The sequence below is a fragment of the Rhizobium sp. FY34 genome, from assembly GCF_005222845.1.
Lineage (GTDB): Bacteria > Pseudomonadota > Alphaproteobacteria > Rhizobiales > Rhizobiaceae > Neorhizobium.
Genome location: NZ_STFZ01000016.1, coordinates 16,613 through 39,496 on the forward strand (window position 1 = coordinate 16,613; position 22,884 = coordinate 39,496).

Consider the following 22,884-nt stretch of genomic DNA (forward strand, 5'->3'; position numbering starts at 1 on the left):
GCCGCTCCGCAACGACGAGTCTTTCGCACCGGCAGGTCATCCTGCCGGTGTTTTCGTTGAAGAATTCTGCCCTGCCCGCTCTTTCTGGCGCAAGGCTTGTTCGCAAAGGTTTGCAAACTGAATGGCTGAGACTTCGAATGGCCCGCGTGCCGTTGATTGGCTTCTGTTCCTGGCCGCTCCGGTGTTCTTCTCTTCCAACCTGATTTTCGGCCGCGGCATTACCGGCGATATCGGTCCATTCATCACCGCCTTCATCCGCTGGGCCGGCGCCACGCTCACCATTCTGCCCTTCATCTACCATGACCGACAAACATGCTTCGCCTTTGTGCGCCAGCATGGCCTGTTATGGCTGGCGCTGGGTATTCTGGGCATGGGTATTTGCGGAGGCTTCGTCTATTGGGCGCTGACATTGACGACGGCATCGAATGCGACGCTGATCTACACCACCTCGTCGCTGTTCATCATTCTGTTTCAGTGGCAGTTTCAGGGGCGAAGGCTCGTCTGGCAGGAAGTGCTCGGCATGTTGGTCGCCTTTGTCGGCGTCACAGCGATTGTGTTGAAGGGGGATCTGCAGGCGCTGCGCCATCTGACCTTCAATATCGGTGATTTCGGCATTCTTCTGGCCGCCGTCGCGTTTGCCGCCTATTCCATGCTGCTGCGCAATCCGGCAGCGGCAGCCGTGCCGCCGCTATCCCTGTTTGGTCTGCTTGCCGCATCGGGTGCAGTGGTGCTGTTCCCGCCCGCCGTGTTCGAAGTCCTTGCCGGTGCGCCTTTACCGAATAGCGGCAGCGACTGGCTGAAGCTTGCCGGCATTATCGCCTTTGCGTCGCTTGCCGCCTTCTACTGCTTCCAGCATTCGGTGCGCGTCTTCGGCCCGGCACAGGCGGGCGTCACGCTCTACCTCATGCCACCGGTATCGATCATTCTGGCCGTCCCGTTTCTCGGCGAGACATTCGAGGTCTACCACGCAGCCGGCATGGCTCTGGTCATTGGCGGCGTCGTTCTCGCCACCCTACCGAAACGCGCCAGTGCAAGGCAGGCGACCTGATCGGCCTCCCCTTGCGTTATGTCACATGCCAAGACCTCTTGATGTCGGTTTTATGAATGCCCACATGCGATGGGAAAGGAAGTTCACCCCATGAAACTACGGAACGCAAAATTCACCATCGGCGAAGTTGTTCGTCACAAGATGTTTCCCTTCCGCGGAATCGTGTTCGATGTGGATCCCGAATTTTCCAATACCGAGGAATGGTGGAATGCCATCCCGGCGGAGATCCGACCGAGCAAGGACCAGCCCTTCTACCATCTTCTCGCGGAAAATGACGAGACGGCCTACATCGCCTATGTCTCTGAACAGAACCTTGAGCATGATGACAGCGATGAGCCGCTGCGCAACCCGCAGGTCTCGCAGATCTTCGATCGCCAGCCAGGCGGCCAGCTTAAGCCGAAGGCGATCCTCGCGCATTAAAGCGTGAAGATCTGATATTATAGAATCGCAAAGGGCGCCGAGTTGGCGCCCTTCTTGTTGATAGATTGCAGCAGGCAGACTGGAATTACTGGCCGGCCTTGGCGGCGTTCTGTGCGTCTTCCAGCTTCTTGCGGGCTTCTTCAGCCTTCTTCTGCATGCTTTCCTGCAGGCTGCGCTGGCTTTCGGCAAGCTGCGACTGCGAAATCGCGGCGCCATCGAATGCGCCGGTAAAGCCGGAGAGCGGAACCTTGATCGGATTCGGCGCGCGGCGGAAATTGATCGAGGTGAAGACAACCTCACCGCCCTTTTTCAGGCTGGCGATCATTGCATCCGTCAGCGGCACTTCAGCAGTGCAGCGATCGGGAATGCACAAAACGTAATCGAGCTTCTGGCCCTTGCCGCCATCGATCTGCATCACCACTCCCGGCTGGATCAGGCGAGCGGACGGGACCGATACCTGCATGATCTTGCGGTTGACCTTGCCTTCCACGGTGATGAGGCCAACAGCCGTGATCAACTGGCCATTCGGCGACAGAAGCACATTCTGTACGGCGCAGACATCGCTATCGTCCTGCTTGTCGCATGTCTTGAACCAGCCGAGCGGCGGGGCGCCGGCAGCCTGCTGTTGCTGCTGTGCGAAAGCGGCAACCGGGGCTGCGCAGATGGAAAGAGCGAGGGCGGACAGGGCCGTCCGCAGAACCTTGTTTGCCGTGATCATCATACCGAGATCCGTCTCCTGAAAGCGGTTTGGGGAATAGCTTTCGCCGTTCCATGCCGGGGGTCTTGTTGCTCCACCTGTCGTTCAAATGAGGCAATTGAATGACCCGCCCGTTGGCCAACCTGTTACATCGCAGAGGCCGGGATATCCAGTCCTAGTTTTGTATTTCCGCGAATGAGCGGCAAGTTTCATCAGCAATATTGGTGTTGCGCCGTTGGATGCGATAGTTTCCGCCGAATCGTTTCGCCATCGATGGAGGTAGAGATGCGCCGCCTGACAACGCTTTCCCTGGTCATGCTGTCCTGGATCGGCAGTGCCGCCGCCGAACCCGTGCACGGGATCGCAATGCATGGTGGGCCGGCGCTTGCGCCGAACTATAGCCATTTTCCCTATGTCAATCCGGACGCGCGCAAGGGCGGCAGCGTCGCCTATGGCGTGGTCGGCACATTCGACAGCCTGAACCCGTTCAATCTGAAGAGCATCCGCACCACGGCGCGCGGCGTGTGGGACAATATTTTCGGCAATCTCATCTATGAGACGCTGATGGTACGCTCGTCAGACGAGCCTTTCACGCTCTATGGTCTCTTGGCGGAAAGCGTCGAGATGGACGAGGAGCGCAGTTTCATCCAGTTCAATCTTAATCCAAAGGCGCGTTGGTCGGATGGCATGCCGGTGACGCCCGAAGATGTGATCTTTTCGCTGGAAGTGCTGCGCGACAAGGGGCGCACGCCTTTCAACAACCGGCTGAAGCCCGTCGAAAAGATGGAGAAGATCGGTGAGCATGGCGTTCGCTTCACCTTCAATGGCACGGTCGACCGCGAATTCCCGCTGATTCTCGCCTCCGGCACGCCGATTCTGCCCAAACATGCGGTGGATGCGGCAACATTCGACCAGTCTAGTCTGAAAATCCCGGTCGCCTCCGGCCCCTATTTGATCAAGTCCGTCAGTCCCGGCCAGAAGATCGTTTACGAGCGCAATCCGGTCTATTGGGGCAAGGACATTCCCTCCAAGGTCGGTTTTGACAATTACGACCAGATCACGGTGGAATATTTCCTGCAGGAAAACACGCTGTTTGAAGCCTTCAAGAAGGGCGCGGTGGATGTCTATCTCGATGGCAATCCGAATCACTGGGCGCGCGCCTATGATTTCCCGGCCGTATCCAGTGGTGATGTGGTGAAGGACGTCTTCAAGCCCGAGCTTCCGACGGGCATGCTGGGCTTCGTCTTCAACCTGCGCCGGCCGGTTTTCCAGAATGGCGATGTGCGGGCCGCCCTCACCCGATCCTTCGATTTCGAATGGGCAAACCGCAACCTGTTTGACGCCTCCTATACCCGCACCCAGAGCTACTGGCAAAATTCCGATCTCTCCTCACTCGGCCATGTGGCAGACGACAAGGAGCTGGCGCTTTTGGGACCCGCTAAGGACAGGATCCCTGCTGCTGTGCTTGAGGGGAAGCCGACGCTTGCTGAAACCGATGGGTCCGGCAGCGACCGCAAGGTGCTGCGCGAGGTGGTCGAACTCTTCAGGAAGGGTGGCTATACCATCAAGGCGGGCAAGATGGTGGATGCGAGTGGACGGCAATTGTCCTTTGAAATCATGACGCAGAGCCAGGACCAGGAAAAGGTCGCCATCGCCTTTCAGCGCACGCTGCGCACGATCGGTGTCGATGTATCGATCCGCACCGTGGATGATGCGCAGTACCAGAGCCGCTCGGGCAGCTTCGATTACGATGTCATCATGAAATCCTACCCGTCCTCTCTGTCGCCGGGCATCGAACAGGTGGGACGCTGGGCCAGTGATTCGAAGGATCGCCAGGGCAGTTTCAATTTCGCAGGCCTTGCCGATCAGGATGTCGATCGCCTGATCCAGGCAATGCTAAGTGCCCGCACCCGCGAGGATTTCACCACGGCCGTGCGCGCCTATGATCGGTTGCTTCTTGCGGGAAATTATATGGTTCCACTCTACCATATTCCCGAGCAATGGGTTGCACGGTGGAAACATATCGTTCATGCCGAAAAGGTGCCGCTTTACGGCTATCAATTGCCAACCTGGTGGGATGCAAGCGCGCAGTAGAAGCAGATTGCGCCCGTCCGCCCGCCGCTTGCGAACAAAGGACGCTCGCCATGGAAAGACTGACAATCGACCTCGTATCCGACGTGGTTTGCCCCTGGTGCTATCTCGGCAAGGCGCGGCTGGAACTGGCGATTGCCGAGGTGCAGGACGAGGTCGGCATCGACATCAACTGGCGCCCCTATCGGCTCAATCCCGAATATCCGCCGCAAGGTGTGGATCAGAAGGCCTCCCTGGAAGCTAAGCTTGGTGGTGCTGCCGCCGTTGCCCGCGCGCACGACATGCTGAGCGGCTTGGGTCGCGAGGTCGGCATTGCCTTTGATTTCGACGCCATCAAGATCGGCCCCAATACGCTGGATGCGCATCGCCTGATCCTCTGGGCGATGACGGAAGGTCGCGAAATTCAGGACCGCGTCGTCACCGGTCTGTTCAAGGCGAATTTCGAGGAAGGTCGCAATGTCGGCGATCACGCCGTTCTGCTCGATGTTGCCGAAAAGGCCGGCCTTGATCGCACGGTCACTGCAACGCTGCTGTCGTCCGATGCTGACAAGGATACGGTGATTGCCGAAATCGATGCTGCGCAAAAAATGGGCGTGAGCGGCGTGCCCTTCTTCATTATCGACCAGCAATATGCGGTGAGTGGCGCACAGACGCCCGAGGCCCTGGCCAATGCCTTCCGCGATATCGCCAAGTCCAAAGCCGAGGCCCGCGCCGAAATGAACTGACAGGCCCTTGGCCTCGTCACTTGCGAATTGACGATGAGCCCCCAGCCACTTATCCCGGCAGGATGAATTTCCGCCGGGATGATTTGCTTGCGCGCCTCTGATTCGACTTTGAAGGGCGTCCTCATCGCCTTTGCCTGTTTTGCCGCCTATTCCTTCAGCGATGCTGCCATCAAGATGGTCGATGGGCGCGTGCCGCCCTTCCAGGCGGGCTTCATCGGCACGCTTGTCGGCGTGCTGGCCGTTCCCTTCCTGTTGAAATCCGGCGATCACTGGACCGACATGGTGCGCACCACCAATCGGCCTCTCTGGCTGCTGCGCTTCGTCTGCTCGGCGATCGGCACGGTCGGCAGCATCGTCGCCTTCACCCATCTATCGATGGCAGAGGCCTTCTGCCTGATCTTCCTGCTACCCTCCTTTGCCACCATCATGTCGGTGATCTTTTTGAAGGAAAAGGTCGGGCCGAAGCGCTGGATGGCGGTCATCCTCGGCTTTATCGGCGTGCTGGTGGTGCTACGGCCAGGCTTTCGCGAATTATCCTTCGCGCATCTGACAGCACTTGCCTCTGGCTTTACCGGGGCGGTCTCGGTCATCATCTACCGCTATCTGGGCCCCAGCGAGAAGAACATCTCGATGTTCGGCGCCGGCCTTATCGGCGGACTTGTCGTCTGCGCCTTCGCCATGCTGCCGAACATGGTCATGCCCTCGGCCTATGATTTTCTGCTGATCTTTATCTTTGGTCTGCTGGCTGCCGTCGGCACCGTACTGTTGATGGTTGCTGCCTATTATGCGCCAGCCGCCATCGTCACGCCGATCCAGTATAGCCAGATGCTCTGGGCGATCCTCTTGGGCTATGTGATCTTCGGCGACCATGTCGATCTGTGGATGGGCGCCGGCATTGCGCTCATCGTCGGCTCCGGCCTGCTGACACTGTCACGCGAGCGCATGCGAGGCACCACGCTTCCTCCGCCGGTCGCGGGCCAGAGCGAGGCGGCACTGGCGGTGAAGCCGGAGGATGACAGGAAAGGCTGAGGCGCAGCACCTCAACCTTCTTTCGGGCCTCAACCCTGTTTCGCCAGTTCCGCCAGTTGCACCATGATCTGCGCTGCCGTCGAAAGCCGCTTTTCCGGCGTCGGCAGGTCGCGGGTCAGGAATACGCTGTGGTCGGGGCGGATTTTTGCCATCGATCCCTGCTTGGCGATATAGCCGACCAAGCCCGCCGGATTGGGGAACTGCCGATCGCGGAATTGCAGCACAATGCCCTTCGGCCCGGCTTCCACCTTGTCGACATTGGCCGTGCGGCACAGCGACTTGATATAGACCACCTTCAGCAGGTTCTGCACCTCGACAGGCATCGGGCCGAAGCGGTCGACCATTTCCGCACCGAAACCGTCGATCTCGGCAAGGTCGGTCAATTCGCCAAGACGACGGTAAAGTCCCATGCGCAGATGCAGGTCCGGCACGTAATTGTCCGGAATCATGACGGTGATGCCGACCGAAATCTGTGGCGACCAGCCGGTGTCCTGCACATCGTCATCGCCCTTCACCTCGGCAACAGCCTCCTCCAACATCTGCTGGTAAAGCTCGAAGCCGACTTCCTTGATATGGCCGGACTGTTCTTCGCCCAAAAGATTGCCGGCGCCGCGAATATCAAGATCGTGGCTCGCCAGCTGGAAGCCAGCGCCCAGCGTATCCAGCGATTGCAGCACCTTCAGGCGCCGCTCGGCCGTCGTCGTCAGCGTCTTGTTGACCGGCAGGGTAAACAGCGCAAAGGCGCGCACCTTGGAACGACCCACGCGACCGCGCAGCTGATAAAGCTGGGCAAGCCCGAACATATCGGCACGGTGCACGATCAGCGTATTGGCGGTCGGCACATCGAGGCCAGATTCGACGATGGTCGTCGACAAAAGCACATCATACTGGCCGTCATAGAAGGCATTCATGATGTCTTCCAGTTCGCCGGCTGCCATCTGGCCATGGGCAATCGCCACCTTCAGCTCCGGCACGTCCGATTGCAGGAAGGCCTGGATTTCAGGCAGGTCGGCAAGCCGTGGGCAGACATAGAAACTCTGGCCGCCGCGATAATGTTCGCGCATCAGCGTCTCGCGGATGACGAGCGCATCAAATGGCGAGATGAAGGTGCGCACCGCCATGCGATCGACCGGCGGCGTTGTGATCAGAGACAGCTCGCGCACACCCGTCATCGCCAGCTGCAGCGTGCGCGGAATGGGCGTGGCCGACAGTGTCAGCACATGCACGTCGCTTTTCAGTTCCTTCAGCTTTTCCTTATGCTTTACGCCGAAATGCTGTTCTTCATCGATGATCAGAAGACCGAGATTGGCAAAGCTGATGCCGGTTCCCAGCAGCGCATGGGTGCCGACGACGATATCCACCTTGCCTTCGGTGATATCCTTCTTCGTCTGGTTCAGCTCCTTGGTGGTCACAAGTCGCGAGGCCTGTTCCACCCGGATCGGCAGTCCACGGAAGCGCTCCTTGAAGGTTTTGAAATGCTGACGGGCCAGCAGCGTTGTCGGCACGACAACGGCCACCTGCGCGCCATTCATGGCAGCAAAGAAGGCAGCCCGCAGCGCCACTTCCGTCTTGCCGAAGCCAACATCGCCGCAGACGAGACGATCCATCGGTCGCCCGGCGGCCAGATCGCCGCGTACCGAATCGATAGCGCTCGCCTGATCTTCCGTCTCGTCATAGGGGAAGCGCGCGGCAAATTCGTCGTAGAGCCCTTCCGGTGTTTCGAGAACCGGAGCGCGGCGCGTAATGCGGGTTGCGGCAAGCTTGATCAGCGCGTCTGCCATATCAAGCAAGCGCTTCTTGAGCTTTGCCTTGCGCGCCTGCCAGGCACCACCGCCCAACTTGTCGAGACTGGCTTCGGCGGCATCCGACCCATAGCGCGACAGAAGATCGATGTTTTCAACCGGCAGGAACAGCTTTGCCTGGTCGGCATAATGCAGTTCAAGACAGGCGCGCGGCGCACCCGCCGCCTCGATCGTCACCAGGCCGACAAAGCGGCCGATACCATGTTCGGCATGCACGACGAGCGAACCTTCGTCGAGGCCCGCCACTTCGGAAATGAAATCGGCACCGCGCTTGCGGCGCTTGGAGCGGCGCACCATGCGGTCGCCGAGAATATCCTGTTCACCGATGACGACGAGATCGCCGGTCTCGAAGCCACCCTCGATGCTGAAGACGGCAGCGGCCGCCTCGCCCTTGTCGAGCTTTCTGATGTCGGAGAGCTTTTCGATCTGCTTGATGCGTTTCAGGCCGTGCTCGTCCAGCACCTGCAGCATGCGATCCAGCGATCCGGCAGACCAGCCGGTGATCAGAACCTTTGCGCCGCCCGCCCGCTTATCGGCAATGTGCTTGACGACAAGATCGAAGATATTGACCCGTTCGTCGCGGTTTGCCCGGTCGGCATCGGCTTCAGCCTGCGCCTTGGCCCAGCGCGGGCCGGCATGGGCGTCGAGCGTCACCACCCGGCGCGCCTCGCCATCATGCTCGTTGAACGGGGTCAGCCGGATTGCGCCGAACTTGTCGAGATGCGAAACGAAGTCCGACCCACCCAGATAGAGCTGGCCGGGCGAGACGGGCTTGTAGGGCGCCGATTGCGCCGTGCTGCCCTTTGTCGTCGATCCGGCAAGCTGGCGGGCCTCGAAATAGTCATGAATGAGCTTGGAGCGCTCCTGGGCTGCCTCGCGCGCCGTATGGTCGGTGACGATGCGGAAACCCTTCAGATAATCGAAGGCGGTTTCCAGCCGCTCGTAAAACAGCGGCAGCCAATGTTCCATGCCGGCATAGCGCCGGCCTTCCGAAACGGCCTGGTAGAGCGCATCGTCGCGGGTCGCCGCGCCAAAGGTCGACAGATAGGCCTTGCGGAAACGGCTGATCGTATCCGGCGTCAGGGTCACTTCGCTCATCGGGTTGAGATCGAGAGACCGGGCCTGGCCGGTGGTGCGCTGGCTTGCCGGGTCGAACATGCGGATGGATTCGAGCGTATCGCCAAAGAAATCCAGCCGAACCGGCTCTTCGGTGCCCGGCACGAAGACATCGAGAATACCGCCGCGCACGGCAAATTCGCCGACCTCGCGCACGGTGGAGACCCGGTCAAAGCCGTTTCGCTCCAGCCGTGCGGCAATATCGTCCATGCGGATCGTGTTGCCTGGCTTGGCCGAAAACGCGAGGCTATCAATCACCTCTGCCGGGGCGATCTTCTGCATCATGGCATTGACGGTAACAAGCACAATGGCCGTATGCGGCTTCTTGGCAAAGGCAATCAGGCCAGATAGAGCCGTGAGGCGGCGCGCAGACACATCCGCGCTTGGCGATACACGGTCGTAAGGCAGGCAGTCCCAGGCCGGCAGTGTCAGCACCGGAATGTCGGGCGCGACGAAGGACAGCATCTGTTCGATATCGGCCATGCGCTGGCCATCGGAAATCACATAGGCAACCGGCAGGCCGGCGCGTGCCAGATCCGCCAAGAGCAGCGGTTCCATGCCCGATTGAACATTGGCAATGGTCAAGCCCGCCGCGGATGCGGCGATCTTCTTGGCATCGAAACCCGAAATCATTCGCTTGGTCCGTGCTTTGCCTTCAAAGCCTCGACTGTCACGATGTCGAAGTCCGGGCGATAGGCGGCCAGCCGCCCAAACATCAGCTGGGGCAGGTGCTCCGGCACCGGATCGGCGCCGGTGATCCAGCGGTTGAGGTCCTGATCCTCTTCCGCCATGATCGTCTCCAGATCATCCAGCTCGCTGTCGGATAGCGCGCTGATTTCGTTTTCGGCAAACTCGCCAAACACGAGATCCATCTCGCGAATGCCACGGTGCCAACAGCGATAAAGAATGCGACGGCGGCGGGGGTCGAGATCGGCGCTTGTGCGCGTCAGTCCAGTCATGGGCTTCAAACCTTCGTTGTGCCGCTGATATAGGATGAAAACTTCCCATTGTCAGCCTTGCCAAGCAGGCAAATTCCGGCGCATTTTGCCGCCCATGCGTCCTGCCCTGCTCGATCCCCTGTTTGCATCCGTTGGAAGTCTGCCCGGCATCGGCCCGAAACTGGCCGAACTGATCGCCCGCGTGACGAATCGCGAGGATGCGGATGACTGCCGTGTCGTGGATGTGCTCTTCCATGCCCCCTCCTCGATCATCGACCGGCGCAACCGACCGGGCATTGCGCTTGCGCCTCAAGGGTCGATCGTCACCATTGAAGGCCGCGTCGACCGCCACCAACCACCGCCGCCCGGAAAATCCAATCAGCCCTACCGCGTCTTTTTGCACGATGAGACGGGCGAACTGGCGCTCACGTTTTTCCGCGTGAAGGGCAATTGGCTGGAAAAGTCCTTGCCCATCGATGAACAGGTGATGGTGAGCGGCAAGGTGGACTGGTTCAACGGTCGCGCCTCCATGGTGCATCCCGACCTGATGGTGAAAGTTTCGGAAGTCGGCGAAATGCCGCTGGTCGAGCCCGTCTACCCGATGACGGCCGGCCTGATGCCCAAGGTTCTGCGCCGGGCGGTTGAAGGCTCACTGGCCCGCCTGCCGGATCTGCCCGAATGGATGGATCCGCATCTGCTTGAAAAGCAGCGCATGCCATCGGTGGCCGACGCCTTTCGCCAGCTGCATGATCCGCGTGATGCGCTGGATCTTGATCCGCAGGCGATCTGCCGGCGAAGGCTTGCCTATGACGAGTTTCTCGCCGGCCAGGTCTCCCTTGCACTCGTGCGTCAGCGCTTACGTAAGGTCGCCGGTCGACCGATCCGCGTCGAAGGCAGGCTGGGGGCGGCCATCAAGGCGGCCCTGCCCTTTTCGCTCACCGGCAGCCAGGTACAGGCGATTGCCGAGATCCGCGCCGATATCGCCAAGGACGAGCGCATGCTGCGGCTGGTGCAGGGCGATGTGGGCGCCGGCAAGACGCTTGTTGCGCTGATGGCCATGGCGGACGCGGTGGAAGCCGGCGGCCAGGCGGTGCTGATGGCGCCGACGGAAATCCTGGCGCGCCAGCATTTCGCAACGATCAGTCGGTTCGGCGCAGCGGTCGGTCTCAGGGTCGAGGTGCTGACAGGCCGGGTCAAGGGGCGCGAGCGCGACGCGGTTATGGAGCGCATTGCCTCTGGCGAGGCGCAGATCATCATCGGCACCCATGCGCTTTTCCAGGATGCCATCGTTTACAAGGATCTGATGCTGGCAGTGGTCGACGAACAGCATCGGTTTGGCGTGCACCAGCGTCTGCGCCTGACGGCCAAGGGCATTTCGCCGCATATGTTGGTGATGACCGCCACGCCTATTCCGCGCACGCTGGTACTGGCCGCCTTCGGCGATATGGATGTTTCCAAGCTCACGGAAAAGCCTGTAGGCCGCAAGCCGATCCAGACCGTGACCGTGCCGACCGAACGGGCCGATGAGATCATCGCCCGGCTGCGATCAGCGCTGGGCGACGGCAAGAAAGCCTATTGGATCTGCCCGCTTGTGGAGGAAAGCGACGAATCCGAGCTGATGTCGGCGGAAGAGCGTCATGCCCTACTCGCCAAGGCATTCGGCCCGCAGATGGGCGCAAAGGTCGGTCTCGTGCATGGCCGCATGACAGGCCCGGAAAAGGATGCGGTGATGGCGGCCTTCAAGGCCGGCGATGTGCGTCTTCTGGTCGCCACGACCGTTGTCGAAGTCGGCGTCGATGTGCCGGATGCCACGATTATGGTCATCGAACATGCCGAGCGTTTCGGCCTTGCACAGCTGCACCAGTTGCGCGGTCGCGTCGGTCGCGGTGCGGAAGCCTCGACCTGCATCCTCCTCTACAAGGGGCCTTTAAGCGAAACCGGCCGGGCGCGGCTTTCCATCCTGCGCGACAGCGAGGACGGCTTTCTGATTGCCGAGGAAGACCTGAAATTGCGCGGCGAAGGCGAATTGCTTGGCACCCGCCAATCCGGCACGCCGGGCTTTCGCATTGCAAGCCTTGAGGCGCATGGCGATCTGCTGGAGATCGCCCGCAAGGATGCGACCTATATTCTCGACAAGGACCCGGAGCTGACGAGCGAACGTGGGCAAGCTCTGCGCGTGCTGCTCTACCTGCACCGGCGCGACGAGGCGATCCGGTTTCTGCGCGCGGGATAAAGGATAGCTGTGGCGGGCGCCGCCTTCAGGCGGCTCCCGCTTTGCAATGCGGTTGGAAATTACTTCTTCATACCCGGCAGCGTAACGCGGAACACCTGGAACATCGTGTCTACATCCGCACCGCCTTCGGCCTTGTAGGCAGCGCCGACCTGGAAACCGTCCTGCGTCAGGAAGTCGTTGTCATTGGCAACGAAGAGGAAATAATCATCCGGGGCAGAGGCGTCGAGCGCGCTGGCAATCGACATGGCTTCCCATTTTTCCGAAAGGTTGTTGCTGTCGTTCGGGGCGCCATTGTGCAGGCCGAACCGGGCAAGTTCCGCCGTATCGTTGAGATCGATGAAGGCTGACACTGCGGCCGGCTTGACCGCTGCATCGAGAACACCCTTCGGGGCAACCGGCTTCATGCCGTCGAAATCGCCATTGGCGATATCGGTTGCGGCAGACAGATCGACCAGTTCGATCTTGCGGAACACCGAGGTGTCGCCCTTCAGGCCCTGACCATTGTTGCTGTCGCGGGCAATCATCAGGAATGCCTTGTCGGACAGCGCCAGGATCTCGCTCTGGGCGGCAACAGCCACCTTGCCCTTGTTGTCGAAGGTCGGCAAAGGCACGACATATTCATGCACAAGCTTCAGATTGCCGACGTCGCTTGCATCATAGACCAGTGCGCGGGTGTTCATGCGCGTGGAGGAGGAATCGCCGCCATCCTGACGGGGCGCCGATTGCAGCACTGCAATGACGAATTTGCCATCCGGCGTCATCGACATGCCTTCAAGGCCCTGGTTGTTCTGGCGACCGAAATCAGGATCCTTCGGGTCCGGCTTCTTGCCGCCCGCATCGACATTGTTGGACGAAAAGTTGAGCGCATCCTTGCGCATGGGCAAAAGCGCCTTGGGCGGCTGCGCGGCGGACAGCATCTTGCCGTCGGCGCCGAAGCGATAGATGTAGGGGCCGTATTCGTCGCTGATCAGCATGGAGCCGTCCGACAGAAGCACGACGGCTTCCGGATCGAGCGACACCTTGCCGGTGCGCGCTTCCGGCAGTGCCGGCAGAGCGCCGGAGGCGGCCCGAACGCCCGATTCCGGATCAAGCCCAGTCATGTTCTTGCCCTGATTGTCGAGAAGCAGAACGGTATCGGCAAGCTTTGCCACAACGCCCGTCTGCTGCTTGTCGGCCGCAATCGCCGCACCGGCGGCCGCCGGCGTCAGGCGCAGCTCGATGCGGTTGATGCGGGTGTTGTAATCGGTGGTGCCTTCGACATTATAGCCGCGATCCGGCAGCAGCCAGAGCGCGCCGGAATAGGCATCACCGTCCTTTTTCCAGCTCTTGGTATCGAAGGCCATGCCGGAACCGGAGCCGAATGTCTCGCCGAACTTGTCCTTGAGATTGGCCGGCATGCGGCCGATTGCAACAAGGCCCTTGTTCGTCACGGTCACGCCGGCGGCGCTGACGCTGCCCTCGGCAAATGCCGCAACGGGAGAAAGGAAAATCGAAGCGGCAAGCGCCAATTTCAGGCAATGTGAAATTCTGTGACCGGAACGGATCATGACGGCTATCCTCTTGAAAAACAGGGAAGGCAAGCCGTTCCTCGCCTGAGGACAGAATGGAAAACCCACATCTTTTCCATCATGCCCTGCCGCGAAACGACCCCTTGCACAGAGGTCTAGGCGGCGAACATGACGGTTGGATGAAGGTCGATGGAGCTTGCTCCGCTCAACTGCTCTGCGGACTTATCTCGGCAGGCGGTGGCGCCAGAAGCGTGGCTTTCGGTATCCATTGCGGCGCGATCAATCCGCCGGAAATCAACAATTTTGCGGCATCTTCCGGCGTCATGTCGAGCATGATGATCTTGTGCCTGGGCACAAACAGAAGGAAGCCGGCCGTCGGCACCGGCGTTGGCGGCAGAAACACGGCAATCATCTCGTCACCGGTCTCGTTCAGCCGGGCAGCCACCTCGCCCTGGGCTTCTGTCGAGATAAACACCAGCGCATAGGTGCCGGGGCTTGGAAACTCGATAAGGCCGACCTTCTTGAACGAAGTGGACTGATCCTTCAGAACCGTCTCGAAGATCTGCTTCAGGCTCTTGTAGAGCGTGCGCACCAGCGGTGTGCGATGCAGGATCGATTCGCCGAAACTCACCACCGAGCGGCCAATCAGGTTGCGCCCGAGAAAGCCGATCATGGTGATGAACACCATGGCTATCAAAAGCCCCGTGCCCGGAATGGCAATGTCGAGATAATATTCGGGATTGTAGCGCTGGGGAATATAGGGCGTCACCCAGCTGTCGGCCCAATCGATGAAGGTAAAGGTCAGCCAGATGGTAATGGCGAGCGGGGCGCAGATGATAAGACCGGTCAGGAAGTTGTTGCGCAACCGCCCGACGATGGTGATCCGTTCCGGGATGTCCGTCATGCCTGCCCGTCGTTCATGCTGCACTGCCGTAAAAGGCCGGGTGAAACCGGACAATGCCGGAGGCTGACCCGGACGGCAAGGCCGCAATTGTGAAATAGTGGAAAGGCGAGCCCGTGGTCTCTCGCCTTCCCGCTTACCTGCTGATCACTCCACCGTCACCGATTTGGCCAGATTGCGCGGCTGATCGACATCCGTGCCCATGAACACGGCGGTGTGATAGGCGAGCAACTGGATCGGCAGAGCAAAGATCATCGGTGAGATGACCTCATCGACATTGGGCAGCACGATGGTCGCCATGGTCGGCAGTTTGGAGGCCGCCGCACCCTTCTCATCCGTGATGAAGATGATCCTGCCGCCGCGCGCGGCCACTTCCTGCATGTTGGAGACGGTCTTCTCAAAGAACCGGTCATGCGGGGCAATGACGATCACCGGCATATTTTCATCGATCAGCGCGATCGGCCCATGCTTCAGCTCGCCCGCCGCATAGCCTTCCGCATGGATATAGGAGATTTCCTTGAGCTTCAGCGCGCCTTCAAGCGCCAGAGGGAAGCTCGTGCCGCGTCCCAGATAAAGCACGTCCTTAAAGCGCGACAGATCCCGCGACAGGCTCTCGATCTGCGGCTGCAACAGGTTGAGCACCTTGCTCATCACCCGCGGCATCTCGATCAGATGCTTGACCATCGCCTTTTCATCCGCTTCAGACAGCGTGCCGCGCGCCCGACCGGCCTTGATAGCAAGGGCGGCAAGCACCGCCAGCTGGCAGGTGAAGGCCTTGGTCGAGGCCACGCCGATTTCCGGTCCGGCCAGAATTGGGAAGACGGCATCGGCTTCACGCGCGATGGTCGATTCCTTGACATTGACGATGGCACCGATCGGAAGACCGGCCTCCTTGCAATAGCGCAGCGAGGCGAGCGTATCGGCGGTTTCACCCGATTGCGAGATGAACAGCGCCGCCTGATCGCTGGAGAGCGGCATTTCGCGATAGCGGAATTCGGAGGCCACATCGATCTCGACCGGCAGGCGCGCATAGCGCTCGAACCAGTATTTGCCCACAAGACCGGCCAGATAGGCCGTACCGCAGGCCGAAATCGCAAGGCTTTTGACCTTGGAAAAATCGATCGCATCGCCGTCATTCTTCACCGTGGCACTGGCAAAATCCACATAATGGCTGAGCGCATGCGAGATGATCTCCGGCTGCTCGTAGATTTCCTTTTCCATGAAGTGGCGGTGATTGCCCTTGTCCACCATCAGGGCTGCGGCCTGCGAAATCTGCACCGGGCGCGAGACCGGCTTGCCGGCATAGTCCATGATCGACACGCCCTTGGCGGTCATCACCGCGCAATCGCCATCGACCAGATAGGTGATGCGGTTGGTAAAGGGCGCAAGGGCAATGGCATCCGAGCCTAAAAACATCTCGTCTGTGCCGTGGCCGATTGCGAGCGGCGGCCCGAAGCGCGCGCACATGATCGTGCCCGGATCATCGGCAAACATCACCACCAGCGCATAGGCGCCGGTGACGCGGTTCAGCATGGCAAGCATTGCCGTCTGGTGATCCATGCCCTCGCGGGTGAACTTTGCCAGAAGATGCGCCACCACTTCGGTGTCCGTCTGACTTTCAAACACGGCGCCTTCGGCTGTCAATTCGTCGCGAAGCTCGGAAAAGTTCTCAATTATGCCATTGTGGACGACGGCGACGCCATCGACGAAATGCGGATGCGCATTCGTTTCGTTCGGAACGCCATGGGTTGCCCAGCGGGTATGGGCAATGCCGATCAGGCCCGGAAGCGGCTCGACGGCAAGCTTCTTTTCCAGGTTGAACAGCTTGCCCTCGGCGCGACGACGCTCCATCACGCCGTCATGGATTGTCGCCACACCGGCGGAATCATAGCCGCGATATTCCAGCCGCCGTAGCGCGTCGACCAGCCGCTCTGCAACAGGTGCTCTGCCGACAATGCCAACGATACCGCACATAGGAACCTCTTTCCGTTTTTACCGCGAATGCGCACAACTCCTACCGCACCGCACGCGATGCGCAATCGGTATGGCGGTCAATTTCAATTTCTTACAGTAACCGAGAGAACGTTACCGTTCTGCCTTCTTAGCAGCCTTGAGCGCCAGTGCCCGCGCGCGGATCGCCTTTGCGCGGTCAGGTTTTACCTCCTGGCGAGCCCGGCCAAGCGCCAGCGCATCACCCGGCACATCCTGCGTAATCACGCTGCCAGATGCCACATAGGCGCCATCGCCGATCGAGACGGGCGCCACGAGCGCCGAATTGGAGCCGATGAAAGCATTCTCACCGATGCGCGTCTCGAACTTGTTCACGCCGTCATAATTGCAGGTGATCGTGCCGGCGCCAATATTGGTGCCTGCGCCAATGAAGGCGTCGCCGATATAGGTCAGGTGATTGACCTTGGCGCCCGCGCCGATCTCGGCCTTCTTCACCTCGCAGAAATTGCCAACCTTGGAGCCTTCGCCGAGGTTCGCGCCGGGTCGCAGGCGTGCAAAAGGGCCAACCGTTGCGCCAGACGCTACATGCGCGCCTTCCAAATGAGAAAAGGCATGGATCACGGCACCCGATTCCACGGTCACGCCGGGGCCGAAGACCACGTTCGGCTCAATCAACACATCCGGCTGCAGCACCGTGTCATGGGCAAGATAGACCGTTTCCGGCGCAATCATCGATACGCCAGATACCATCACCTCGTGACGCCGGCGCTGCTGCCAGCTCATTTCCAGAAGCGCCAGTTCGGCGCGGTTGTTGCAGCCGGCAAGCTCTGCCTCCGGCGCGTCGATAGCAACTACCCTTGCGCCAGAGGCCCGCGCGATCTCGACGAGATCAGTCAGGTAATATTCACCCTTGGCATTCTTGTTGTCGATCTTTTCCAGCCATTCCAGCGCGCGTTTGCCGTTGATGGCCATCAGCCCGCTATTGCACCAGGTGACTTTGCGCTCCTCGTCGCTGGCATCCTTTTCCTCGCGGATCGCTACCAGTTCGCCGCCCTCGACCAGAAGGCGGCCGTAACCAAAAGGCGTTGGCGTGTGAAAACCAATCACCACCAGATCTGCGCCTTCGGCCAATTTCTCACGCGCCGACAGCAAGGTCTGCGGGCGCACAAGCGGCACGTCGCCATAGGTCACCACCACGTCGTCATAGCCCTTGGCGATCGCATCGCGGGCCATCAGCACCGCATGGCCAGTACCCTTGCGCTCGGTCTGCAACATGGCGGACAGTGCCATACCGTCCAGACGGGCGGCCTTTTCCACCTTCTCGGCATCGCGCCCGAGAACCAGGGCCGCATCCGACATGCCGGCTGCCAGCACCGACCGCATGACATGCGCAATCATCGGCAGGCCGGCAATCGGATGCAACACCTTCGACATGGAGGATTTCATGCGGGTGCTGTCGCCGGCGGCAAGAATGACGGCAAGGCATGTGCGGGTCATGCTGAGTCTCCTACAAAAGTCTGCGCCGTTCATATCAGCAGTTTTATCCCGCCGCCAACCGGCGATCACGAGCGGATCAAAACGCAGAAGGCGCCCGCAAGGGGCGCCTTCGCAGAGGTATCAAAGATGAAAGCTCACTTCGGCAGCTTGTCGTCCACGCCTTCGACGTAGAAGTTCATGCCCAGAAGCGCGCCGTCATCAGCCTTAACGCCGGCCTTCAGCCATTCCGTGCCGTCCTGCTTTTTGATCGGGCCGGTAAAGGGATGCAGTTCGCCGGACTTGATCTTGGCTTCGGTTTCTTCGGCCATCGCCTTCACGTCATCAGGCATGTTCGTATAAGGCGCCATGGTCAGGATACCATCCTTCAGGCCGTCGAAGACCTGTTCCGACTTCCAGGTGCCATCGAGAAGCGCCTTGGTGCGCTTGATGTAATAGGCGCCCCAGGTATCGACGATCGCTGTCAGCTGGGTCTTGGGACCGGCAGCGATCATGTCGGAGGCCTGGCCGAAGGCATAGATGCCACGCTCGGCGGCAACCTGCATCGGCGCGGTTGTGTCGGTGTGCTGGGTCAGGATATCGACGCCCTGGTCGATAAGGGCCTTGGCGGCATCGGCTTCCTTGCCCGGATCAAACCAGGTATTGGCCCAGACGACCTTCAGCTTGAATTCCGGGTTGACGGATTTTGCACCCAGTTCGAACGCGTTGATGCCCATCACCACTTCCGGGATCGGGAAGGATGCAATGTAGCCAGCCACGCCCTTCTTCGACATCTTGGCGGCGATCTGGCCGAGGATGTAGCGGCCTTCATAGAAGCGCGAATTGTAGGTGGCGAGGTTTTCAGACGCCTTGTAGCCAGTGGCATGCTCGAACTTCACCTTCGGGAACTTGGCGGCAACCTTGACGGTTGCATCCATGAAGCCGAACGAGGTGGTGTAGATCAGGGCGCAGCCCGAGCGGGCCATGCGCTCGATGGCGCGTTCGGCATCCGGGCCTTCCGGAACGCTTTCGAGGTAAGGCGTCTCGATCTTGTCGGCAAAGGCCTTCTGCAGTTCCTGGCGACCGATGTCATGCGCCTGTGTCCAGCCGCCATCCGTCTTGGTGCCGACATAGACGAAGCAGACCTTGGTCTTTTCCTGGGCCTGTACGCCGCTCGTAAAACTGCCCAGAGCGGCAGCCGTAGCGGCAAGTGCGATAATCAGCTTCTTCATTTACAACCCCTGTTTGGCTTCAAGCTTCGTTTTTGTGTGGCCGCCTCAGCGGTCCGGCACGAAGGGTTTCCCCAGGCAAGCCGGCGTATTGATGAGCGTGGTGCGGCGATTATGCGAGATGACGATGAGAACGACAATAGTGACGGCATAGGGCAACATCGACAGGAACTGCGAGGGAACGCCGATGCCAAATGCCTGGGCGTGCAATTGCAGGATGCCGACGGCACCGAAAATATAACCACCGGCCAGAACCCGCCACGGGCGCCAGGAGGCAAAGACAACAAGCGCAAGCGCAATCCAGCCGCGGCCTGCAGCCATGTTTTCCACCCATTGCGGCGTGTAGACGAGCGACAGCTGTGCGCCGGCAAGGCCTGCACAGGCGCCGCCGAACATCACAGCCAGATAGCGCGTGCGGATGACATTGATGCCGAGCGCATGTGCCGAGCCGTGATTGTCGCCAATGGCGCGCATCTTCAGGCCCGTGCGGCTCTTGAACAGGAACCAGCCGACGCAGACAACCAGCGCGATCGACAGATAGAAGGTGATATCCTGGGCAAACAGCAGGCGTCCGACAAACGGAAGCTCTGACAGGAACGGTATGATGATCGGCTGCAGCTTGACGCCCGGAATGCCGACAAAGCTTTCGCCGATCTGGCCCGACAGGCCAAGCCCGAGAATGGTGAGCGCCAATCCCGTTGCGACCTGGTTGGTGACCAGCGTCAGCGTCAGAAAGCCGAAGAGCAAGGAGAAAATGGCGCCGCCGGCAATACCGGCCAACACGCCCAGAAGCGGCACACCGGTGAGATAGGAGCAGGCAAAGGCGCAGACGGCGCCCATGATCATCATACCCTCGACACCAAGGTTCAAAACGCCGGCGCGCTCGGTCACGAGTTCGCCCAAGGCGGCAATGACCAGCGGGGTTGCAGCCGTGATAATGGTCAGAAGAATGGCTTCAAGCATGGGGAGACCTCGCCTCGGCGCTTGCACGGCCATCGGAGAAAATCAGGCGGATGCGGTAGAGGATCAGCGTATCGCAGGACAGCACGAAAAACAGCAGAAGGCCCTGGAAGACACGTGTCACCTTGTCCGAGACGCCGATGGACAGCTGCGCCGCTTCGCCGCCAAGATAGGTGAGCGCCAGCACGAAACCAGACGCAATGATGCCAAGCGGGTTGAGGCGCCCGAGAAAGGCAACGATGATGGCGGTGAAACCATAGCCCGGTGAAATGCTCGGCTGCAGATGTCCGATGGAGCCGGAGACTTCCGATATGCCGGCAAGACCGGCACAGGCGCCAGACAGCATCAGCGAGAACCACACCATGCGGCGCGACGAAAAGCCGGCAAAGCGCCCTGCCCGCTCCGAACTGCCCAGAACCGTGACCTGGAAGCCTTTCAGCATATAGCGCATCATGAACCAGACGGCGACGGCCGCCACCAGCGCAAAGACGATCGCCCAATGCGCCCGACCGGATTCCAACAGTTCGGGCAGCACCGCATCGGCTGAAAAGCTCACCGATTGCGGGAAGTTGAAGCCCTTCGGATCGCGCCATGGCCCGCGCACCAGCCAGTCGAGAAAAAGCTGGGCGATATAGACCAGCATCAGGCTGACGAGGATCTCATTGGTGTTGAAACGGGTTTTCAACAGCGCCGGAATACCGGCAAACAGCGCGCCGCCGATTGCTCCCATCACCAGCATCAGCGGCAGAACGAGCGGTGACTGCCATTGCGGCACAAGGATCGGCAGCATCGAGCCGCAGATCGCACCCATGGTGAACTGCCCTTCGGCGCCGATATTCCAGTTGTTCGAACGGTAGCAGACGGAAAGGCCGACGGCGATGAGGATCAGCGGTGCGGCCTTGATCGCAAGTTCGTGCAGCGACCAGACTTCCAAGAGCGGTTCGATGAAGAAGCTGTAGAGCGCGTGGCCGGGATCCTTGCCCAGCATCAGGAACATGATGGCGCCGGCCAGAAGCGTCAGCACCAGGGCCAGGATTGGCGAGACAAGGGCAAACAGGCTGGAGGCGCTGGCGCGTCGTTCAAGCTCAATGCGCATGGGCGCCCTCCGCATGGCTGCTACTATCGTGCACGCCGCCCATCAGCAGGCCGATTTTTTCGAGCGACAGTTCGCCTGCCGGATAGGGTCTGGACAGGCGCCCCTCGGAGATGACGGCAATATTGGTCGCCACCTCGAAAATCTCGTCGAGATCCTGGCTGATGACGATGACGGCGGAACCGGCACGCGCCAGATCGATCAGCGCCTGGCGGATGCGACGGGCAGCGCCGGCATCGACCCCCCAGGTCGGCTGGTTGACGACCAGCACCGAGGGCTGCCGGTCAAGCTCGCGGCCAATGATGAATTTCTGCAGATTGCCGCCAGACAGCGAGCCAGCGGCTGGGTCTTCGCCGCTCTTGCGCACATCCATGGCCGCGCAGATGCGCTGGGTTGCCTGACGGATCACGCCATGGCGGATCACACCGGACATTCCGCCCGTGAGGAAGGCCTTGCGATCAGACTGATTGCGCGACAAAAGCAGATTGTCCGACAGCGACATATCGGAGACAGCCGCATGGCCGTGGCGCTCTTCGGGCACGAAGCCTGCGCCAAGCAGACGACGCCCATTGATGCCCATGCGCCCGACCGGCCTGCCGCGCAAACGGATCGATTGATCGTCTGTCACCGGATATTCGCCGGAAATGGCATCGAACAATTCGCCCTGCCCGTTGCCGGCAACACCGGCAATTGCCAGGACTTCGCCGGCCCGCACCTGCAGATCGAGATTGGAAAGCGGCACGGCAAACGGCGTGCGGGCTGCAACAGACAGCGCCTTGACGTCCACCAGAACCTCGCCAAGCGAAGGTTCAGCCTCGCGCTCGACGCTCGCAACATCCGAACCGACCATCATGCGGGCAAGCGATGCCGGCGTTTCGGTGCGCGGATCGCAGGCGCCGGTCACCTTGCCATGGCGCAGCACCGTTGCCCGGTCGCAGATGCGCTGAACCTCCTCCAGCCGGTGGCTGATATAGAGAACCGAGCGCCCTTCCGCCTTCAGCTTGAACAGCGTCTCGAACAGTTTGTCGGCTTCCTGCGGCGTCAGCACCGAGGTTGGCTCATCGAGAATGATCAGTTTCGGGTTTTGCAGAAGCGCCCGCACGATCTCGATGCGCTGGCGCTCGCCGACGGAAAGATCCGCCACATGCGAATTGGGATCAAGCGGCAGGCCATAGGCGCGCGAGAGCGTTGCGGCCTCGTCGGCGATCTTGGCGAGTGGAATTTTCGGATCGAGCGAGAGCGCGATATTTTCGGCAACTGTCAGCGCTTCAAACAAAGAGAAATGCTGGAAGACCATGCCGATGCCAAGCCTGCGCGCTTCACCTGGAGAGGTCACCGTTACCGGCTTGCCCATCCAGACAATCTCGCCAGCACTCGGCTGCAGTACGCCAAACAGCATCTTGACCAGCGTTGACTTGCCGGCGCCGTTTTCGCCCAGAAGTGCATGGATTTCACCTGGCGCAACCGACAGATCGATCGCGTTACAGGCGGCAAAGCTGCCGAATAGTTTCGTCAGGCCTTCAACCGAAAGAAGCGAACCCGCTTGCGGACCCTGCGCGTCAGTCACTCACATCCCCTCATTCACCGCGCGCGCACCTTCTACGAGGCTTGTCTGGCTGCGCTGTGTCGACTGTTGGCCGACATCGGCCGGCACGGATATCGATTGATACC

Annotated in this window: 17 protein-coding genes; 6 read left to right on the plus strand and 11 right to left on the minus strand. The window is 60.4% G+C overall.

Translation table 11 applies throughout. The features are described from left to right. Positions 1 to 121 precede the first annotated feature (121 nt). Positions 122 to 1,048: a DMT family transporter gene (locus E8M77_RS13555; protein WP_137131178.1), complete on the plus strand. Its 927-nt coding sequence runs from the start codon at positions 122 to 124 to the stop codon at positions 1,046 to 1,048. 90 nt (positions 1,049 to 1,138) lie between these two features. Next, complete coding sequence (hspQ, locus tag E8M77_RS13560) at positions 1,139 to 1,468, plus strand: heat shock protein HspQ (RefSeq protein WP_137131179.1); 330 nt, start codon at positions 1,139 to 1,141, stop codon at positions 1,466 to 1,468. 85 nt (positions 1,469 to 1,553) lie between these two features. Here the strand turns inward: hspQ and E8M77_RS13565 are convergent, their stop codons facing one another. Further along, positions 1,554 to 2,189 carry an invasion associated locus B family protein gene (locus E8M77_RS13565; protein ID WP_137131180.1) on the minus strand — a complete coding sequence of 212 codons (636 nt, stop codon included), beginning with the start codon at positions 2,187 to 2,189 and terminating at the stop codon, positions 1,554 to 1,556. A gap of 261 nt (positions 2,190 to 2,450) precedes the next feature. Between E8M77_RS13565 and E8M77_RS13570 the strand changes: the two genes are divergently transcribed. From E8M77_RS13570 to E8M77_RS13580, 3 genes are all read left to right on the plus strand, one after another. Next, a complete protein-coding gene (locus E8M77_RS13570; protein WP_137131181.1) occupies positions 2,451 to 4,259 on the plus strand; it encodes an extracellular solute-binding protein in 1,809 nt (602 codons plus the stop codon). A gap of 50 nt (positions 4,260 to 4,309) precedes the next feature. Next, positions 4,310 to 4,981, plus strand: coding sequence for a DsbA family oxidoreductase (locus tag E8M77_RS13575; RefSeq protein ID WP_137131182.1), 672 nt, complete (start codon positions 4,310 to 4,312; stop codon positions 4,979 to 4,981). 87 nt (positions 4,982 to 5,068) lie between these two features. Then, complete coding sequence (locus tag E8M77_RS13580; RefSeq protein ID WP_246659258.1) at positions 5,069 to 6,010, plus strand: DMT family transporter; 942 nt, start codon at positions 5,069 to 5,071, stop codon at positions 6,008 to 6,010. A gap of 29 nt (positions 6,011 to 6,039) precedes the next feature. Here E8M77_RS13580 and mfd read toward each other — a convergent pair whose 3' ends face one another. Together mfd and E8M77_RS13590 are read right to left on the minus strand one after the other, a co-directional pair. After that, the gene (gene mfd / locus E8M77_RS13585; protein ID WP_137131184.1) at positions 6,040 to 9,561 is read right to left on the minus strand and encodes a transcription-repair coupling factor; all 3,522 of its coding nucleotides are present in this window, start codon (positions 9,559 to 9,561) and stop codon (positions 6,040 to 6,042) included. Beyond that, the gene (locus tag E8M77_RS13590; protein WP_137131185.1) at positions 9,558 to 9,887 is read right to left on the minus strand and encodes a succinate dehydrogenase assembly factor 2; all 330 of its coding nucleotides are present in this window, start codon (positions 9,885 to 9,887) and stop codon (positions 9,558 to 9,560) included. The genes mfd and E8M77_RS13590 overlap by 4 nt, the downstream gene beginning before the upstream one ends. A 94-nt stretch (positions 9,888 to 9,981) precedes the next feature. Between E8M77_RS13590 and recG the strand changes: the two genes are divergently transcribed. Next, entirely contained in the window at positions 9,982 to 12,099 is a 2,118-nt protein-coding gene (recG, locus tag E8M77_RS13595; RefSeq protein ID WP_137131186.1) for an ATP-dependent DNA helicase RecG, read from the plus strand. A 59-nt stretch (positions 12,100 to 12,158) separates the two neighbouring features. Here the strand turns inward: recG and E8M77_RS13600 are convergent, their stop codons facing one another. The 8 genes from E8M77_RS13600 to E8M77_RS13635 all read right to left on the minus strand — a co-directional run bounded on the left by E8M77_RS13600 (position 12,159) and on the right by E8M77_RS13635 (position 22,780). After that, on the minus strand, positions 12,159 to 13,646 hold the full coding sequence (locus tag E8M77_RS13600; protein ID WP_137131187.1) for an esterase-like activity of phytase family protein: 1,488 nt from the start codon (positions 13,644 to 13,646) through the stop codon (positions 12,159 to 12,161). 166 nt (positions 13,647 to 13,812) lie between these two features. Then, the gene (locus tag E8M77_RS13605; protein WP_137131188.1) at positions 13,813 to 14,511 is read right to left on the minus strand and encodes a DUF502 domain-containing protein; all 699 of its coding nucleotides are present in this window, start codon (positions 14,509 to 14,511) and stop codon (positions 13,813 to 13,815) included. Between the two features lie 144 nt (positions 14,512 to 14,655). Next, entirely contained in the window at positions 14,656 to 16,482 is a 1,827-nt protein-coding gene (gene glmS, locus E8M77_RS13610) for a glutamine--fructose-6-phosphate transaminase (isomerizing) (RefSeq protein WP_137131189.1), read from the minus strand. Between the two features lie 111 nt (positions 16,483 to 16,593). Then, a complete protein-coding gene (gene glmU, locus E8M77_RS13615; RefSeq protein ID WP_137131190.1) occupies positions 16,594 to 17,955 on the minus strand; it encodes a bifunctional UDP-N-acetylglucosamine diphosphorylase/glucosamine-1-phosphate N-acetyltransferase GlmU in 1,362 nt (453 codons plus the stop codon). 134 nt (positions 17,956 to 18,089) lie between these two features. Continuing rightward, complete coding sequence (locus E8M77_RS13620) at positions 18,090 to 19,163, minus strand: BMP family ABC transporter substrate-binding protein (protein WP_137131191.1); 1,074 nt, start codon at positions 19,161 to 19,163, stop codon at positions 18,090 to 18,092. Positions 19,164 to 19,208: 45 nt separating this feature from the next. Next, on the minus strand, positions 19,209 to 20,156 hold the full coding sequence (locus E8M77_RS13625; protein WP_137131192.1) for an ABC transporter permease: 948 nt from the start codon (positions 20,154 to 20,156) through the stop codon (positions 19,209 to 19,211). After that, positions 20,116 to 21,216 (minus strand): ABC transporter permease, encoded by a 1,101-nt coding sequence (locus tag E8M77_RS13630; protein ID WP_137131193.1) that lies wholly within the window; start codon positions 21,214 to 21,216, stop codon positions 20,116 to 20,118. Before E8M77_RS13630 ends, E8M77_RS13625 begins: the two co-directional genes overlap by 41 nt. Beyond that, positions 21,206 to 22,780: an ABC transporter ATP-binding protein gene (locus tag E8M77_RS13635; protein WP_137131194.1), complete on the minus strand. Its 1,575-nt coding sequence runs from the start codon at positions 22,778 to 22,780 to the stop codon at positions 21,206 to 21,208. Before E8M77_RS13635 ends, E8M77_RS13630 begins: the two co-directional genes overlap by 11 nt. Positions 22,781 to 22,884: the final 104 nt, after the last annotated feature.